This is a genomic window from Hydrogenovibrio thermophilus (assembly GCF_004028275.1).
GTDB lineage: Bacteria > Pseudomonadota > Gammaproteobacteria > Thiomicrospirales > Thiomicrospiraceae > Hydrogenovibrio > Hydrogenovibrio thermophilus.
The window spans coordinates 1755301-1771675 of sequence record NZ_CP035033.1 but is presented as its reverse complement, the minus strand read 5'-3'; the positions used below and the strand labels follow the sequence as shown (position 1 = coordinate 1771675).

General features: G+C 49.0%; 14 protein-coding genes. 10 read left to right on the top strand and 4 right to left on the bottom strand.

Going from position 1 to position 16375, the window contains the following annotated elements; genetic code table 11:
* Positions 1 to 186: 186 nt before the first annotated feature.
* The 8 genes from mog (at position 187) to EPV75_RS08320 (ending at position 11162) form a co-directional block, all read left to right on the top strand.
* Positions 187 to 735: a molybdopterin adenylyltransferase gene (gene mog / locus EPV75_RS08350; protein ID WP_127120388.1), complete on the top strand. Its 549-nt coding sequence runs from the start codon at positions 187 to 189 to the stop codon at positions 733 to 735.
* A 42-nt stretch (positions 736 to 777) separates the two neighbouring features.
* Positions 778 to 1710 (top strand): 50S ribosomal protein L3 N(5)-glutamine methyltransferase, encoded by a 933-nt coding sequence (prmB, locus tag EPV75_RS08345; protein ID WP_029938438.1) that lies wholly within the window; start codon positions 778 to 780, stop codon positions 1708 to 1710.
* Between the two features lie 124 nt (positions 1711 to 1834).
* Entirely contained in the window at positions 1835 to 2824 is a 990-nt protein-coding gene (locus tag EPV75_RS08340) for a carbonic anhydrase (RefSeq protein ID WP_128385083.1), read from the top strand.
* 236 nt (positions 2825 to 3060) lie between these two features.
* On the top strand, positions 3061 to 4158 hold the full coding sequence (locus EPV75_RS08335; protein ID WP_225972293.1) for a linear amide C-N hydrolase: 1098 nt from the start codon (positions 3061 to 3063) through the stop codon (positions 4156 to 4158).
* A 153-nt stretch (positions 4159 to 4311) separates the two neighbouring features.
* The gene (locus EPV75_RS08330) at positions 4312 to 7761 is read left to right on the top strand and encodes a DUF748 domain-containing protein (protein WP_192893971.1); all 3450 of its coding nucleotides are present in this window, start codon (positions 4312 to 4314) and stop codon (positions 7759 to 7761) included.
* A 57-nt stretch (positions 7762 to 7818) separates the two neighbouring features.
* Positions 7819 to 9762, top strand: a complete 1944-nt coding sequence (gene ovoA, locus EPV75_RS08325) for a 5-histidylcysteine sulfoxide synthase (protein WP_225972292.1) — start codon at positions 7819 to 7821, stop codon at positions 9760 to 9762.
* A 63-nt stretch (positions 9763 to 9825) separates the two neighbouring features.
* Complete coding sequence (locus EPV75_RS12395) at positions 9826 to 9948, top strand: hypothetical protein (protein ID WP_264080562.1); 123 nt, start codon at positions 9826 to 9828, stop codon at positions 9946 to 9948.
* A 20-nt stretch (positions 9949 to 9968) separates the two neighbouring features.
* Positions 9969 to 11162 (top strand): PatB family C-S lyase, encoded by a 1194-nt coding sequence (locus EPV75_RS08320; RefSeq protein ID WP_128385081.1) that lies wholly within the window; start codon positions 9969 to 9971, stop codon positions 11160 to 11162.
* A gap of 94 nt (positions 11163 to 11256) precedes the next feature.
* Here the strand turns inward: EPV75_RS08320 and EPV75_RS08315 are convergent, their stop codons facing one another.
* From EPV75_RS08315 to EPV75_RS08300, 4 genes are all read right to left on the bottom strand, one after another.
* Positions 11257 to 11850, bottom strand: a complete 594-nt coding sequence (locus EPV75_RS08315) for a hypothetical protein (RefSeq protein ID WP_128385080.1) — start codon at positions 11848 to 11850, stop codon at positions 11257 to 11259.
* Positions 11851 to 11925: 75 nt separating this feature from the next.
* Complete coding sequence (locus EPV75_RS08310; protein ID WP_128385079.1) at positions 11926 to 12582, bottom strand: HNH endonuclease; 657 nt, start codon at positions 12580 to 12582, stop codon at positions 11926 to 11928.
* A gap of 41 nt (positions 12583 to 12623) precedes the next feature.
* Positions 12624 to 13112, bottom strand: coding sequence for a GNAT family N-acetyltransferase (locus EPV75_RS08305; protein WP_128385078.1), 489 nt, complete (start codon positions 13110 to 13112; stop codon positions 12624 to 12626).
* A 95-nt stretch (positions 13113 to 13207) separates the two neighbouring features.
* On the bottom strand, positions 13208 to 14395 hold the full coding sequence (locus EPV75_RS08300) for a linear amide C-N hydrolase (protein ID WP_128385077.1): 1188 nt from the start codon (positions 14393 to 14395) through the stop codon (positions 13208 to 13210).
* A gap of 270 nt (positions 14396 to 14665) precedes the next feature.
* On the opposite strand from EPV75_RS08300, the gene EPV75_RS08295 reads away from it, so the two are divergent.
* Together EPV75_RS08295 and EPV75_RS08290 are read left to right on the top strand one after the other, a co-directional pair.
* Positions 14666 to 15175, top strand: a complete 510-nt coding sequence (locus tag EPV75_RS08295; RefSeq protein WP_051673384.1) for a hypothetical protein — start codon at positions 14666 to 14668, stop codon at positions 15173 to 15175.
* A 135-nt stretch (positions 15176 to 15310) separates the two neighbouring features.
* Positions 15311 to 16354 carry an NADP(H)-dependent aldo-keto reductase gene (locus tag EPV75_RS08290; RefSeq protein ID WP_127119514.1) on the top strand — a complete coding sequence of 348 codons (1044 nt, stop codon included), beginning with the start codon at positions 15311 to 15313 and terminating at the stop codon, positions 16352 to 16354.
* Positions 16355 to 16375: the final 21 nt, after the last annotated feature.

Genomic DNA, 16375 nt, shown 5'->3' with positions numbered 1-16375 from the left:
AGGACTGAAATTCAAGGCCTTTCAATAGAAATTTTGCATTTCATTGCGGTGGATTTTGTCGTGGACTTTCGGTTCTCTGATTTGGTGAGATGCAGTATCATATGCACAATTGAATTTGAATACGGACGAATATTCACCAGGCCTGGCGAATATTCAATGAAATCAACGGAACACAGTATGAGCAGCATGAAAAAAGTCAAAGTCGGATTTGTAACGGTATCGGATCGTGCCAGCCGCGGTGAGTATGAAGATTTGGGTGGCCCGGCGATGCGTGAATGGATTGGCAACGCTTTGGTGTCGGAATGGGACGGGGTGTCGCGAATCATCGAGGATGAACAATCGTTAATCGAATCCAACCTGATTGAGCTGGCCGATAGCGAACAGTGCGATTTGATTTTGACCACCGGTGGCACCGGCCCGGCCAAACGTGATGTGACGCCGGAAGCGACCGAGGCGGTGTGCGACAAGATTCTCGACGGGTTTGCCGAACAGATGCGCGCGGTGTCCTTGCAGTATGTGCCCACAGCAATTTTATCGCGCCAAATCGCCGGCACACGCGGCGCTTGTCTGATCATTAATCTACCGGGCAAACCGTCCGCCATCGGCGAGTGTTTGGAGGCGGTTTTTCCAGCGGTGCCTTATTGCATCGATTTGATTGAAGGCGCTTATATGGAAACCGACGAAGCCTTCGTTAAAGCTTTCCGCCCGAAGCACGCTAAAAAACCGGGTGCCTGAATTCAGCACCACACTAGGCTTCCATTACCAAGAGACCAAGATATGACAAATTTCAATTACCAGTACGAACACTTGGAGACCGTGACCGATTTTGTCCGGTGGGGCGGGACCTTGTTTCAGAAAGCGGGACTCGCTTTTGGTCATGGAACCGACAACGCCTTCGATGATGCGCGCGTGCTGGTGTTTCATGTGTTGCGATTGCCTTGGGAGATTCCCGACAATTATTGGTCGGCGCGTTTAAGCATTACCGAGAAGCGGGAAGTGACCGAGTTATTCCGTCAACGCATCGAAAGCCGGAAACCGACGCCGTATCTGACTGGTGAAGCCTGGTTTGCGGGGTTGAAGTTCTACGTTTCCGAAGCGACCCTAGTGCCGCGCTCGCCGATTGCCGAATTGATTGCCGAGCAATATCGCCCTTGGGTCGAACCGGAAGCGGTGACCGATATTCTCGATTTGTGTACCGGCAGCGGCTGTATCGGCATTGCCAGCTTGCAAGCCTGTCCGAATGCTCAAGTGGATTTGGCGGATATTTCGCCAGACGCCTTGGCCGTGGCGCAGCGCAACATCGACCGTTACGATTTGAAAGGCATTGCCCGCGCCGTCGAATCCGATTTGTTCAGTGCCTTGGAAGGCAAACAATACGATTTGATTGTGTCCAATCCGCCGTATGTCGATGCGATTGAAATGTCCGCATTGCCGGAAGAATTCCATCAGGAACCGCGTTTGGGGTTGGAAGCCGGTGAAGATGGCTTGGACCTGGTACGCCATATTTTGGCGGAAGCCGCCGCACACTTGAAAGACGACGGTACTTTGATTGTCGAAGTGGGGGTGTCGCAATATTATCTGGAACAAGCCTATCCGGAAGTGCCGTTTTACTGGTTCGAATTCGAGCAGGGCGGTGAAGGCGTGTTCGCGCTTCAAAAGTCGGAGCTGGACACTTTTCAGGATATTTTCGACCAACGGAAAAACGGCTGATAGACGCTTTTCACACGCTTAAAAACGATTTTTGTGTTTGAAAACTCGGATTTGGTGAGGTATTTGCTTAGTCATTTCCGATGTTAGATGATTTATCCGGTAAAGCGATAAAGAAGGAAAACGAATGAACACAAGGTCCAGCTTTTTGATGCTGCTCGGTTGCCTCGTCTGTTTGCCGTTGTATGCGGCGGACAGTAATGTCCCGCCGTTGATTGACTTGGGCGCGGAAGCGAAAAAACAAGCGGAAAAGCAGAAAAAAATTGCGGTGAGCCAACCGAAGTCGGCGGAGACCTCTCAGCCGAAAGCACAAGCCGATGATGCCGACAAGGCGAAAGTTGCCGCCAAACCCGAAGCGGCCAAGCCAGCACCTGAACCGGCTGAAACCAAACCGGTGGCTTGGAGTTATTTTGGTGACGACGGTCCGCAAAATTGGGGGCAACTGTCGACCGCTTACGCCACCTGTAAAGCCGGGAAAAACCAATCGCCAATAAATTTCAAACGGGACGATGCGGTCGGCACCACGTCCTTGAACGGCTTTGATGTCTATTACCGTAAAAGCATTCTGAAGATGATCAACGATGGCCACGTCCTGAAAGTGGAAGTGCCGCTCGGCAGTTACATTATGTTGAACGGCCAGCGTTATGAGTTGATGGAATATGAGTTCCATACACCGTCCGAACACCAAATCGACGGCTTCAGTTATCCAATGGAAATGCAACTGGTGCATAAAGACGGCAACGGAGACTATGCGGTGGTGAGCATCTTGTTTCAGGAAGGCGCGGAAAACGAAGCCCTGGCGGCGTTTTTAGACCGTTTGCCGAAACAGCTGAACAAGTTGGATGTCCATGACAAAGTCTTGGTGCATCCGGCGAAAGCCTTTTTCCCGGTGGACAAGCGTTTTTACAAGTACAGCGGTTCCATGACACAGCCGCCTTGCGATGAAGGCGTTTACTGGATGGTGTTCAAACAGCCGGTGGAAGCGTCCGCCGCGCAATTGCAACAAATGAAGGAATACCTGGGTACCAATGCGCGCCCGGTGCAGCCTTTGAATGCGCGTACACCGCTCAAGTCCTGGCCGGATCGTCAGGCGCAGGAAAGTTTCTACCTTTATTAAAACTTTAAAACCCTAAAACCGTTCAAACCGGGAGGCGTTCGCTGCTCCCGGCGCTCCCAACCCAAATCGCTAAATTTCATTTAAGTTTTCATTTGAACTTCTGACTTCGGCAGGTTATAACCCTTAGTTGGAAATGGCCGCCGATCCGTTAAGCCCCTTTCCGAAACCCTTGTCGTATTCGCTAATTTATCTTATAGAACGCAATTACGCTTTTTACAGAGGCACAGGAAACTTGTATGGACATTCTCTTGAGACAAATCTCCCCGCACCGATTTGCAACCTTTGCGTTGGTTGTTATCACCGGATTCATGACAATTAACCAGGTCTGGGCGTGTACGCGTGTGGTGTATTTGGGCGAAAACGATCAAATCATGACGGGTCGTTCCATGGACTGGAAATACGATATCGGTACCAATTTATGGGTTTTCCCGAGAGGCATGACGCGTAACGGTGTGGGTGGCCCGAACTCTTTGCAATGGGTGTCCAAATACGGCAGTGTGATTGCAACGGGGTATGATGTTTCGACAACCGACGGCCTCAATGAAAAAGGTTTGGCGGCCAATTTATTATGGTTGGCGGAGAGCAATTATCCGACGGTTCAAAAAGGGCAACACCCCATCAGCGTGTCTGTCTGGGCGCAGTATCTGCTGGATAATTTCGCAACGGTGTCGGAAGCGGTCGAAGCCTTACGGAACAAACCGCTGGTGGTCGTTACCGACAAGGTGCCCGGTCAGAACCGTCAGGCCAGCTTGCATCTGGCCATTTCCGATGCCACCGGCGATAGCGCCATTATCGAATACATTGATGGCAAACAAGTCATCCATCATGGTCGTCAGTATCAGGTGATGACCAATTCGCCGACTTACGATAAACAGCTCGCAATGGAAGAGTATTGGAAGGACATCGGCGGCACAACCATGTTGCCCGGGTCGAATCGTTCGCCCGACCGGTTTGCCAGAGCGCAGTTTTATATCAATGCCATTCCGCAAAAAACAACGCTCAATAAGGCATTGGCCAGTGTATTGAGTGTGATGCGGAATGTGTCGGTTCCTTACGGGCTTCATACCGCGGACGCACCGGAAATATCCTCCACACGCTGGCGAACCGCCATCGACCATAAACGCAAACTTTATTTTTTTGAATCCGCTTTGGCTGCGAGCGGGTTTTGGACCGATTTGAATAAATTGGATTTTTCCAAAGAAACCGGTCAGGTCAAAAAGCTGGAACTCGGCCCGGATCAGGCGAGAGTGTTGCACGGTGAGGTATCCGGGCACTATGTCACATCCAAACCCTTTAAGTTTGAAGGCCTCTCGGCCGAGGAACTCAGTTATTGATGACCGGGTGCGACATCTGAAAATACAACACCCAAAACCGCCAGGCCTGGCGGTTTTTTCATATCACGCACCCGGTGGATTGAAATGCCATTGTCATCTACTGGGTTTAGAATCTTTCTGCTACAATGAATGAAATCCCGTTCAGAGGCCGGTATGACTGCTTTATATTCTCGTTGGAAGTCCCTTAAAACCCGTTACAAGGTGTTGGCGTACACACTGGTTTTGTTTGGTGTGTTTTTATTGGCATTGCCTTGGATGTTGCAAAAGGGATTTGAACAAGCGTTGTTGAAACAAGGCGCGGAGTCGGTTCACATCGAAAGGGTGTCGGTCAATCTGTTTACCGGTCGCTTGGAGATTTTCAATCTGGAAGTTGAAGTTGAAAAGCATCAATACCTGCATCTGGGGCATCTGAAAGTCAATCTCTCCTGGACCGCGCTTTTCCACAAAAAAATCAAAATTCAAGAACTGGCGATTTTCGATACCCGGATTGAAATCGATTACCGTCCCGGCGAGCGCATTCGGGTGGCGGGTTTGTCTTATTCGCTCGATAAAAAATCCGACAAAGCAGCGATACCGGAAGAAAAAAAAGACCCGTTTTCATGGGGGCTGGGCATTCAGTCGTTGGAATTGAACAAAGCCGTATTGGAACTGAAAACACCGGAACTGGATAAACACATCGAATTCGACAAGGTGCTGCTCGAAAAAGCCATTAACTGGCAACCGGACGATGCGGCCAAACTGGTATTTGAAATTCAAGAAGATAAAAATCATCTGGTCGGAAATTTTCAAATGTGGCCGTTTGCTGAAAAACAGCGTCTAAGCGGTGACATTGTTGTTAAAAATCTTGATTTGTCGACCTACCGAAAATATCTGCCGCCGGAGATTTTAGAGTTGTCCGGCCTGGTTTTCGGTGATTTGAAATTGGACGTTGTCAACGAAGGCGGTGAACTCAAAATCACCCAAAAAGGCCGTTTTTCCTTTCAGAAACTGGCGTTTGAACAACAAGACTTACGCGTGGCCGGCGACCTTGTTAACTGGGACGGAGACATTCAAGCCTTGGTCCGTAAAGGGCATGCCGCGGTTAAAACCCAGGGTGAATGGCACTTGAAAGACATCGGCGTCCGTGCGCAAGACGCCGACATCAAATTGGGCGAAGTGCATTGGAAAAACCACAGCCAGGTTGACGTGACCGACGGCGTGCCGAAAGTGAAGACGGACGGTGAACTGAAAGTCAGCCACCTGGCGATGGCGGATAAAGCCATCGCGCTGGATAACCGTCACTTGAACTGGCAGGGCGAAATCAATGTCACTCAGTCTGACAAGTCCGGACTGGAAATTGTGTTGCCGAGCAATGCTTTGACGGCGGAAGAATTTCTATTCAAACAGTCGGGGACCGAGGCCAAGTTGCAAAAGTTGGATTGGAACGGCCCGATGAAAGTCACGCTTAAGCCCTCGAAAAAAGCTGACACTCAAACCGATCGTCAAGCCGATGCAAAAAATGTGGACGTGGCCAAAGCGGATACGCCGATGAAGGTCGCGTTATCTGACACCCACATCGCCGTCACGGACGTGGCCGTGAAAGCGAATGACGCGAAAGTCGATGTCAACCAATTGGACTGGCAGGGCGGTTTGAACATCACTCAGTCAAGCCAGAACGGGTTGTTGGTTTCTCTGCCGAGCAGCGCTTTAGTGATGGAACACGTCGAGTTTTCGCAACCGAAAACCGAAGCCAAGTTGCAACATTTGGATTGGAAAGGGCCGGTCAACGTCACGGTCAAATCAGACGAAAAAAACGCCGAATCGAAAAAGGCCCAAACGCCGGTCGATATCGTCTTAACCGACAACCGCATTGCGTTGACGTCAGTGGGCGTCAACGCAGATGGCTCCAAAGCCGATGTCAGTCGCTTGAATTGGCAAGGCGGCATTCAAGTGGGCACCTCGCCGCATCCAGCCGTTCAGACCGATGGTCACCTGGATGTAAAACAACTGGCGGCGGCGTATCAGGATTTATCCGCGGGGCTGAAAGCGCTGGATTGGAAAGGCAAAACACAATTGACCGTATCTGAAACGCCTCAAGTGAAGACGGCGGGGCAACTGGCTGTGCAGTCGGTCAAACTGGACAATACCCGCACGAAGATGACGGTAGCCGATGTCGCGAACCTGAAAACCGGTTTGGCGTTTACCGCTCCGCAAGCGGTGTCTTTGAAAGGCTTGAATGTGAAAGGTCTTAAAGTGGCCGCCAGCCCTGAATACCCTCAGCCTTTGTTATCCACCGGTGACGTGACGATTGACCACGCCAATGTGAAAAACAATCAAGCGGTGGATGTTGGAACGGTGACCTTGCAGGATTTTTACTTGACCTTGGCATTCAACGAAGAAACGAAACTGGGACAAATCGAGGCTTTGAAAGCCGCATTACAGCCGCAGCCGAAAACTAAGTCCGAAAAAACCGAGGCGGAGCAAAAAGCCGAACAAAAGGCCGAACCAAACGACACGGCCAAAGCCTCTCAAGAGAAAGCGCCGCCATTCAGACTGCAGCAATTCGACATCACCGGTGACAGCCATGTGCATTTGACGTCCACCGGCATTACGCCACCGCTGAACCAGAATATGACCATTCAAACCTGGCATATCGGCACACTCGATTCGGCCCAGGCGCATGAAAAAACGCCGTTGGATATCCAAGCGGCCATCGACCGGTTCACCAAAGTCACCGCAAAAGGGGACTTCCAGCCGTTTTCACCGAAAGTGAACGCCGACATCAAAGTGAACATCCAGGATATGGACTTGTACGCCTTCTCACCGTTGATTCGTCGTTCGCTTGGCTATCGCATTCAAAGCGGTTCCTTGAATATGAAGTCGGATATTCAAATCAAACAAGATATTCTGGATGCCGACAATCGTTTGAAATTGACCGGTTTTGAGATGGAAGCCGATTCGGTTCCGGTCCCGTCGAAAACCAAAGGGGATGGTCTCGACAAAGCGGCTTCCGATGTCGACAAAGCCGCAAGCGATCTCGGAAAAGCCGCCAGTGCCGGCTCCATGAGTCTGGCGCTGAACCTGTTGCGCGACGGTGACAACAACATCGATTTGAGTGTGCCGGTCAACGGTGACTTGTCCGACCCCGGTTTCAACATTGCACAAGTGATTTCGGTGGCCTTCTTTAATGCGATGAAAGGCGGTTCAAAAGCCATGCTGGCGATGACGCTTCAACCTTACGGCGCGATTTACCTGGCGGCGGAATACGCTTATAAGAAGGCCGGGGAAATGACCCTGCAGCCGGTGCAATATCAGCCAGGCCTGGATGAATGGCGGGCGGATATGCCGGAGTATCTGAAGAAAATCACCAAGCTGTTGAAAGATAAAAAATCCGTCACCTTGAAAGTGTGTGGTTTTTACAACCAGTCCGACCGCGATTATTGGGTCAAGAAAGGCTTGAAAGGGACGGAGCTGGAAGACAAGCTCTATCAACTGGCGCGTCAGCGTCAGATTCAGGTCAAAACCTGGTTGGTCGAAGAAGGTGGCATCGAGTCCAGCCGCTTGACCACCTGTTATCCGAGCTTTGAGGATTTGCCGGATAGTGGCGTCATGTTATCGATGTAGGCCAAACCGTATTATTTTAAGTCAGAAACCATAAAAGCAGTTGTTCACGGAGTATTCATGTTAAACCGAGACGATTTGATTTCAAAACCGGTGTTTTTAAATCAAGGTGAAATTGAAGCCAAACGCGCCGAAATCAAGGCCTATTTCAACGCCACCTACGATGCCTACGAAACCTTATTCGAAACCCTGGTGTCGGACGAGGCTTACTATGAACGCCCCTGTGAACTGCGCCATCCGCTGATTTTTTATTTCGGCCACACCGCCACCTTTTTCACCAATAAGCTGGTGCTCGCCAAGTTGCTACCGGAACGCATCAACCCGAAAATCGAATCCATGTGTGCCATCGGCGTGGATGAAATGTCTTGGGACGATTTGGACGAATCTCATTACGACTGGCCGAGTGTCGATGCGGTCCGTGAATATCGTCAGCAAGTGCGCGATGCGGTCAATCAGTTGATTGACTCCGTGGATTTCCACCTGCCGATTGATTGGGAAAGCCCGATGTGGCCGGTGATGATGGGTATTGAACACGAACGCATTCATCTGGAAACCTCGTCAGTGCTGATTCGCCAATTGCCGATTGAATCGGTCAAGCCGCATCCGTTGTTTCCGGTGTGCCCGGACAGCGGTCAGGCGCCGGAAAACATTTTGTTCGACGTCCCCGGCGGACGCGTCACCATCGACCACCAAGACCCGGCGGAAACTTACGGCTGGGACAATGAATACGGCCAGCATCAAGCCGATGTCAGCGGCTTTAAAGCCGCCGCTTTTTTAGTGTCCAATCATGAATATCTGGAGTTTGTCGAAGCCGGCGGTTACGACAACCCGGAATATTGGACCGATGAGGGCAATCGCTGGCGTCAGTTCACGCCGGACAAACATCCGACCTTTTGGGTGAAAAAAGACCAGGCCTGGTATTTACGCTGTATGACCGATGAAATCCCCATGCCATGGGATTGGCCGGTGGAAGTGAACTATCTGGAAGCGAATGCCTTCTGTAACTGGAAAGGGCATCAGACCGGCCGTCCGATTCGCCTGCCGAGTGAAGATGAATATTTAAGGCTGCGCGACCATACCCGCGCGTTGGAAAAGCAGGACAAGGCCAATATCAATTTGCAGCAATACGCCTCGTCGGTGCCGGTGAACCGTTTTGAAACCGGCGATTTTTTCGACGTGGTCGGTAACGTCTGGCAATGGACGCAAACGCCGATTTACCCATACGACGGCTTCAAAGTGCATCCGTTATACGATGACTTCACCACGCCGACGTTCGATAACCAGCACAACCTGTTCAAAGGCGGGAGCTGGATTTCCACCGGTAACGAAGCCAACGGCCATTCACGTTACGCTTTCCGCCGTCACTTTTTCCAGCACGCCGGTTTCCGTTACATCGAGTCGGATGAAAGCGTTCAAACCCATTTCTCCACTTATGAAACCGATGATCTGGTGTCGCAATACTGTGAATTCCATTACGGCGATGAATATTTCGGTGTGGCGAATTTTGCGCAGGCTTATGCCGAATTGGCGATTAAAGCGGCGCGTGACGATAACGACTTGGCCGGTCGTGATGATTTGAGCGTACTGGAAGTGGGCTGTTCAGTCGGGCGTGCCAGTTTCGAACTGGCGCATCATTTCGCGCAGGTCACCGGCTTGGATTTTTCGGCGCGTTTTATTCAGGTCGCCAACCAATTGAAAGAATCCGGCAATGTGCTCTACACCATTCCGACGGAAGGTGAAATCATGGATTTCAAAGAGCAGACGTTGGCCGATTTAGGCTTGTCCGATGTGGCGCAACGCTGTGAATTTATGCAACAGGATGCCGCCAACCTGAAACCGCATTTCACCGGGTACGACATGGTGGTGGCCGTCAATCTGATTGACCGTTTGTACGAACCGAAGCGCTTCTTGAGCATGATTCACGAACGCATGAACGACGGCGGTTTGCTATTGTTGGCGTCACCTTACACTTGGTTGGAAGAATTCACGGCCAAAGAACATTAGCTGGGCGGTTATAAGGATGCGCAAAGCGGTGAAAACGTCACTACCTTAGAAGGGTTGCACGCCGTGTTGGATGCTGAATTTGAGCGGGTTCAAGAACCGTTCGAGTTGCCGTTTGTGATTCGTGAAACCCAACGCAAGTTCCAGCATTCCTTGTCCGAAGTTACGCTTTGGAAAAAGAAATCCTGAGAAGTCGCTGAGTAGCCGTCATGTTTCCAGATTTTGAACACGCCATTTCCCGCTTAGGCACTGACGCCGAAAAGTACGAACTGCGGCAACGCTTGTTCGGTTCGGAATCGGTGTTGCCGATGTGGGTGGCGGACCAAGATCTGCCTACGCCGGATTTTATTCTGGACGCTTTGAAACGCCGTTTGGAACACCCGATTCTGGGGTATAACGTCATGCCGGACAGTTTGTATCAGTCGATTATGGATTGGCAGGCGCAATACGGTTACGACGTGAAGGCTTCGGAAATTCTGTTCACGCACAATGTTGCCAACGGTTTTTTTATGGCGGTGTCCGCCTTTTCGGAACCGGGCGATGCTGTGCTGGTGCAACCGCCGATTTATCCGCCGTTTTTGCACGCACCGGAAAATAACGGTCGCCGTCTGGTGGAAGCGCCGCTGGTCTTACAGGACAACCGTTATCAAATCGATTTTGAAGCGTTTGAAACCGCCATTACCGAAAACGATGTGAAGCTGTTTTTGTTCTGCAATCCACAAAACCCGTCCGGCCGCGTTTGGCGGCGGGAAGAACTGCAACGCCTGGCAGACATTTGCCTGAAACACGGCGTGACGGTAGTGTCCGATGAAATCCATGCCGACATGACCTTTCCGCCATTGCAACACACGCCCATGGCTTCCTTGTCGGAAGAAGTGGCGCACAACACCGTGACACTCAGTTCACCGGGCAAAACCTTTAATCTCGGCGGCCTGCAAAGCGGTTATGCGATTATCGCCAATCGTGTCTTGAAAGCGGCTTATCTGAAAGTGTGTCGCGCCAATTCCATTCACGACTTAAACCTGTTCGGCAAAGAAGCCATGCAAGCCGCTTATTCGGAAGCGGGTAAAGCCTATCGCGACACTTTGCTGGCGCATTTGCAACATAATATTGACCGGCTGGAACAAACTCTGGCCGACTGCTTGCCCGCCGTGCGCGTCATGCGCCCGGAAGCATCCTTTCTGGTATGGTTGGATTTTTCTGAACTCTTTGGCACAAAGTTTCAAAGCCAAGAAGACTTAAAACGCTGGCTCACTGAAACCGCTCAACTGGGCTTGAATGACGGCGAAAGTTTTGGGGAAGTTGGAAAAGGCTTTATGCGAATCAATATTGCTGTGCCGACGGAAACCATGGATGAGGCGCTTAAGCGCTTTAAAGATGCCGCTGGAGTTCTAAACCACTAACCCTGTTTTTTCCAGCCCTTGGTGTGTGATTTCATTACACAATGCTAGTTGTATAGTGGAGGAGGTTGAATAACGTTTCTCCGTTAGTGCTCTCTTAAGTTTTTTGACACCACAGCTCAGCTTCATGGACATATGTATTGTAGAAGGTAAGGCCAAGCTCTGCCAAAGCAACTGGATGTAGGTCCCGGATTCTCTTCTTGAGGTGCTGCCATGGAGGATTAAACCATTTACCTCTATTTTTGAAACGCATGACTTCAGGGGCAGTAGGTATTATTCGAGTATCTAGGTCGAGTAAGATATCGGGAGAATCTAAGTCTATTGTCAAAGTCCCATCTTCTAGCTTTGACGATATGGAGTTTATTTGAAATTTTCGTCCATTACTTTCGACTATAGTCATTTTAAGAGGATTTGTAACTGTAGGCGAAACACTGTGCATTTCTGCGTTTCTAGCTTGTTTTAAGAAAACCAATAGGGAATCTTTTTTTCTTAAATCAGTATAGGGCTTGTGCCATTGTTGGAAGCCTTTCCTGCTTTTTAATGTTCTCTCTGTAAATTCCCAGGCTCTTTCTATCCTAAATAGAAAGTTTTCCCAACTTTCCTGAAACTCAGAAAAGTCCTGAGTGGACTTCATGTTGTCAATTGCTTTTCTTGCGATATCGAGATCTTTTTTTGGTGCAGATAGATTCATAAAAGTTTAAGTTTCAATCCATGAGGTAGTTACTATAGAACGCTGCAGTGCGGTTATTAGAAATGCCATTTTTGATTATTTATGTTGTTCAAGATATTTGCTGGCTTCTCCATTTTCAATTACTTTAAATACGTGTTCTTTCGCTTCATCAATAGTATGGAAAAGACGCTTTCCCTTGAAATCATCCATTGCAATGTAATATTTGTTTTCATTCAACGATATGACTACGGAAATTTTGTTTTGTTTGATTTTATGTGTATTACAGCTTGATTTCCATCTACTTGATTGGATGAAGCGTTTTTTTCTATTTTCATAGCGTTTTTTAGAATCGACTTGGTTTGAAGCGATTTCTGTATCTAATAGGGAGTCACAACAGTATGTTCCGACTTCCATAGTCCCCCAGTTTTCATGAAAAACAAAGAATTGATGACGTAAGCTGCTGCCACATAATTCACAGATGCCAATAAGATCACCTAGGTCGTCATAGCCAACGTATTCCCAGCCAAATTTAGGAGGTACTTTTCCATGTTCTGCAGCATGACAGCCTTTGCAGAGTGTAATGCAATCCTTGTATGGATATTCCCATGGAAGTTTATTTTGAACATAGCGTTTGTGGTGAACTTGCAAGTAAACGTCTGGTTCGCCGCGCCCGCAGATACTGCAAACCTTGCCATCTAGTTCGATGACTTCTTCTCTAAATGTCTTCCAATTTTTTTGAGTGTATCCTTTCATGAGGTGTGTATTGTCCTAAATGCTGAATTCTAAGAGCTCGTTTATTGTAATTTTGAGTCGTATTTCTCTAAATTTAACCCCAAAAAATAGGTTCCTGGTACAGGGTTGTTCGTGACAGGAGGATGGTCAACAAATCCATATGATTTGTATAATCTCAAGGCGGTTTTGAATTCAGGCAGCACGTCTAAACAGATTTTTTGATATCCGCTGCTAACCGCCTCTTGCAACACTCTATCAATCAGCTTCGCTCCCTGATTACTGCCACGGGCACTCGGTCGAATATAAACTCGTTTCATTTCGCAAACAGTGTCATCCAACTTACGAAATGCAGCACAGCCAACAGGTTTTCCATCTTTTTTCAGCAAAAAAATCTTTGATTCTTTAGAACTGTATTTTTCGGGCAATTGACTGAACTCACGTTCGTTGTCTTGAAATGAAAGATCGACAGAAGCGCTATTCACATATTCAACATACAGATCGAGCACATCCTTTAAATCATCCGGAAAAACGGCTCTTACGACTTCAAACACATCGCTCCCCTAGCGGTCTAATCATTAGATAAGCATTTTGGGCTGCTTATTGCCATATTAGTCATCATGACCACCTATAAAATCATACTTAAAAATCACCAGGCCTGGTGATTTTTGGCGCTGGCTTTGCGGAACCAGTCGGTGACGTCATTCACATTAAATGGCATTTGGCTGAGCGGAATGGACTTGGGTTGTTTCTCTTTAGCGAGTTTGGCCAAGTCGAAACTGATGTAGTTGAGCTGGCTATAGGGTTTGATTTTAAATTGCAGGTTACGCAAATCACCCAGTGCGGTCCAGGAAGTGTATTCCGAGGTGTAGAGCGGATGACCGGCCACTTCCGGGGCGGTGATATTGGCGATTTCTTCTTTGAAACGTTCGTCCATGGTAACGCCGCGAGGACGATCAAAGTTGTTCATGATGTGGGCGAGGGTGGTCATGGCGGCGTCGGGTTTGTCGACCTTTTCGGCAAACTGCGAGTAATAAACCGCGCGAACAAAGCGTCCAACGGAGGTGTTGGAGGCGGGCAAGCCCGCGGTAGCGATACCGGAATCAGGTTGGTTGAACTCCACGCCGTGAAAGGTGGTTTTGGATTGGTCGATATTGTTTAAAAAGGTGTAGTTGTTTAAGTTGGTCATGTGCCAATCGAATTTTGGGCCATTGGTCATGACGCCGATAGGGTTATCGATAATGGTTTGTTTGCCGTTGGCAAATTCAATGACTACGGATTGGCCCTGGGCATCGTGCAAAGTGTAATGAAAGGGTGTTTTCATGAGGCCCAGCGGTAAGAGAGCGGAGACCAATACCGGTTGTTTTTTAAGGGCCGCTTTGACTTCTGAGACATTCTTGAATTGCGATAAGGTCCAGGCGCCGAGGTCAATGGCGGCGAGAATGCTTTTGGTTTTTTTAATGGTATCTGCAGGACCTTTGGTGCTGGCAAAGGCGAGCAGGCTGAACGTCAATCCTTGGTCATTCATCCCTTCCGATACTTTTAAGGTTTTGTCCAGCGGATCGGGTACGGTGATGGCGATAAACGGGTATTTTGATTGGTAGGACAAATCCGGGTGGTCTTTGATTTTTGAAGTGAAACCGGAGCCTTTCGGAAAGTAACTCACTTGATACGCCAGTTCCATCGGCAGTTCCATGGTTCGACCGGCATAGGGCGCGCCATTGGCATCTTTGTAGAGTAATGAGGTGCAGGCCTGGGCTGTATTGGTTAATGCAAACGTCGTGGCCGCCAAGCTGATGGTTAAAAGAGGTATCAACGTAACACTCGTTTTTTTCATTATATGTCCTAGTCTGATAAGTACTAATGATTAGCCTAAACGTTCTCAAAAATGCATGCAAGCAAAAGCTGGCTGGATAGCGGCCGATTACGGGCGTTTCTCTTGTTTAATCCGTTTTTTATTTGAGATGGTTCAAGGTGCAAATTTAAATGCTTAATTTCACCAGGCCTGGTGATTTTCGTTATTTGTACGGAAGTGAATCTGCTACAATAAATTTCTTCCTTCCTATGTTTTATGGCTCGGTTCTCGGGTGTTAAGGTGTTTTAAAAGATGTCATCACTGTATGCGTTTTTGAAAAAAGCCAATCACTTTTTTCAAGAAGATTTTGAGGAGCAACTCAAAAAATCCGTCAATGTGTTGCGAATCATTTTGACGATTTTTATGATTGTGTATCTGGCCGCGTGCCTGTTCAGTATTTCGAGCAAGTTGTTCGAGTTTTTATCGCATCAAGGTGCATTGAATTTTCCGTCGATGAAGATTCTGCTGACGGATGCGTTGTTCACGCTGATCGTTCTGGCGATTGTGAAAGCGCTGTTTATCAAGGACAGTTTCGTGTATGCATTGACGTTCTTGGAAATCGCATTCGTGGTGATTATCCGAAAACTGATTCTGCTGGAAACGGTGCCGGAGGAGAATTGGACCTTGCTGATTCTGGGCGTGGTGTCCACGGCGTTTTTTGTGTTGCTGATTTATATTCATAACCTGATTCGCCGCTGGCGGCTGGAAGACCGTGACCGCCCCGGTCAGGAAGAGGAACCGACCGGCATTAAAATGCCTTGATTTTGACCAGGCCTGGCCGTTTCATAGATGGAATGGCAGGGTAAAAAGTCGTTATCAATCAAACAGCATTTAGTCAAACCGGATAAAGCTTTAATCCGAAATTCAAACTCAAGATTCAACTGATTAGGAGGCGTCATGCTTTACAACGCGTTAGGACATTCCGATATTCAAGTCAGCCGCATTTGTTTGGGCACCATGACTTGGGGCGAACAAAATACGCAAGAAGAGGCGTTTGAACAGATGGATTACGCCTTGGATCAGGGCGTGAATTTCTGGGATACGGCGGAGCTGTATGCGGTGCCGCCGCGTGCCGAAACCTATGGCCGAACCGAAGAAATCATCGGTCATTGGTTGGCGAAGACCGGCAAGCGGGATGAGATCGTATTGGCCTCGAAAATGGCGGGGCCGTCGGAGATTTCGCAACACATTCGCGGCGGCAAAAGCCGTTTTAACCGTGAGCAGATTACGCAGGCATTGGATGCGTCTTTGAAACGGTTGCAAACCGATTATTTGGATTTATACCAACTGCATTGGCCGGAGCGCAACACCAACTTTTTCGGACAGTTGGGCTATGAAGCGGGGGAAGACCCGAGCGACCTGACGCCGATGGAAGAAACTCTGGAAGTGCTGACGCAGTTCGTCAACCAGGGCAAAATCCGCCACATCGGTTTGTCGAATGAAACGCCGTGGGGCACGATGAAGTTTTTGCAGTTGGCCGAGCAGCATGATTTGAGCAAGATTGTGACGGTGCAGAATCCGTACAGTTTGTTGAACCGCAGTTATGAAGTGGGGCTGGCGGAAGTGTCGCACCGTGAAAACGTCGGTTTGTTGGCGTATTCACCGCTGGGTTTCGGGGTACTGAGTGGCAAGTATCTGAATGATTCGGCGGCGGCGAATGCGCGTTTGAAGCTGTTCCCGCATTATGACCGTTATTCCAACGACAATGCGGTGAAAGCGACGGAACTGTATGCGGCCCTGGCGCGTGGCAACGGTTTGACGCCGACGCAATTGGCGCTGGCGTTTATCAACAGTCGCCCGTTCTTGACGGCGAACATCATCGGCGCGACCACCATGGAACAGCTCAAAGAGAACATCGACAGTATCCATGTTGAATTAAGCGATGAAGTCTTGCATCAAATCGAGCGTATTCACGCCCAATACACCATTCCATCGCCTTGATGGTCTAATCGTTGGCGTTGG

Coding starts and splice junctions, on each gene's coding strand:
- prmB (WP_029938438.1), top strand. CDS start 778: ATGACAAATTTCAATTACCAGTACGAACACTTGGAGACCGTGACCGAT.
- EPV75_RS08290 (WP_127119514.1), top strand. CDS start 15,311: ATGCTTTACAACGCGTTAGGACATTCCGATATTCAAGTCAGCCGCATT.
- EPV75_RS08315 (WP_128385080.1), bottom strand. CDS start 11,850: ATGAATCTATCTGCACCAAAAAAAGATCTCGATATCGCAAGAAAAGCA.
- EPV75_RS08295 (WP_051673384.1), top strand. CDS start 14,666: ATGTCATCACTGTATGCGTTTTTGAAAAAAGCCAATCACTTTTTTCAA.
- EPV75_RS08320 (WP_128385081.1), top strand. CDS start 9,969: ATGTTTCCAGATTTTGAACACGCCATTTCCCGCTTAGGCACTGACGCC.
- EPV75_RS08330 (WP_192893971.1), top strand. CDS start 4,312: ATGACTGCTTTATATTCTCGTTGGAAGTCCCTTAAAACCCGTTACAAG.
- EPV75_RS08300 (WP_128385077.1), bottom strand. CDS start 14,395: ATGAAAAAAACGAGTGTTACGTTGATACCTCTTTTAACCATCAGCTTG.
- EPV75_RS08335 (WP_225972293.1), top strand. CDS start 3,061: ATGGACATTCTCTTGAGACAAATCTCCCCGCACCGATTTGCAACCTTT.
- EPV75_RS08340 (WP_128385083.1), top strand. CDS start 1,835: ATGAACACAAGGTCCAGCTTTTTGATGCTGCTCGGTTGCCTCGTCTGT.
- EPV75_RS08310 (WP_128385079.1), bottom strand. CDS start 12,582: ATGAAAGGATACACTCAAAAAAATTGGAAGACATTTAGAGAAGAAGTC.
- ovoA (WP_225972292.1), top strand. CDS start 7,819: ATGTTAAACCGAGACGATTTGATTTCAAAACCGGTGTTTTTAAATCAA.
- mog (WP_127120388.1), top strand. CDS start 187: ATGAAAAAAGTCAAAGTCGGATTTGTAACGGTATCGGATCGTGCCAGC.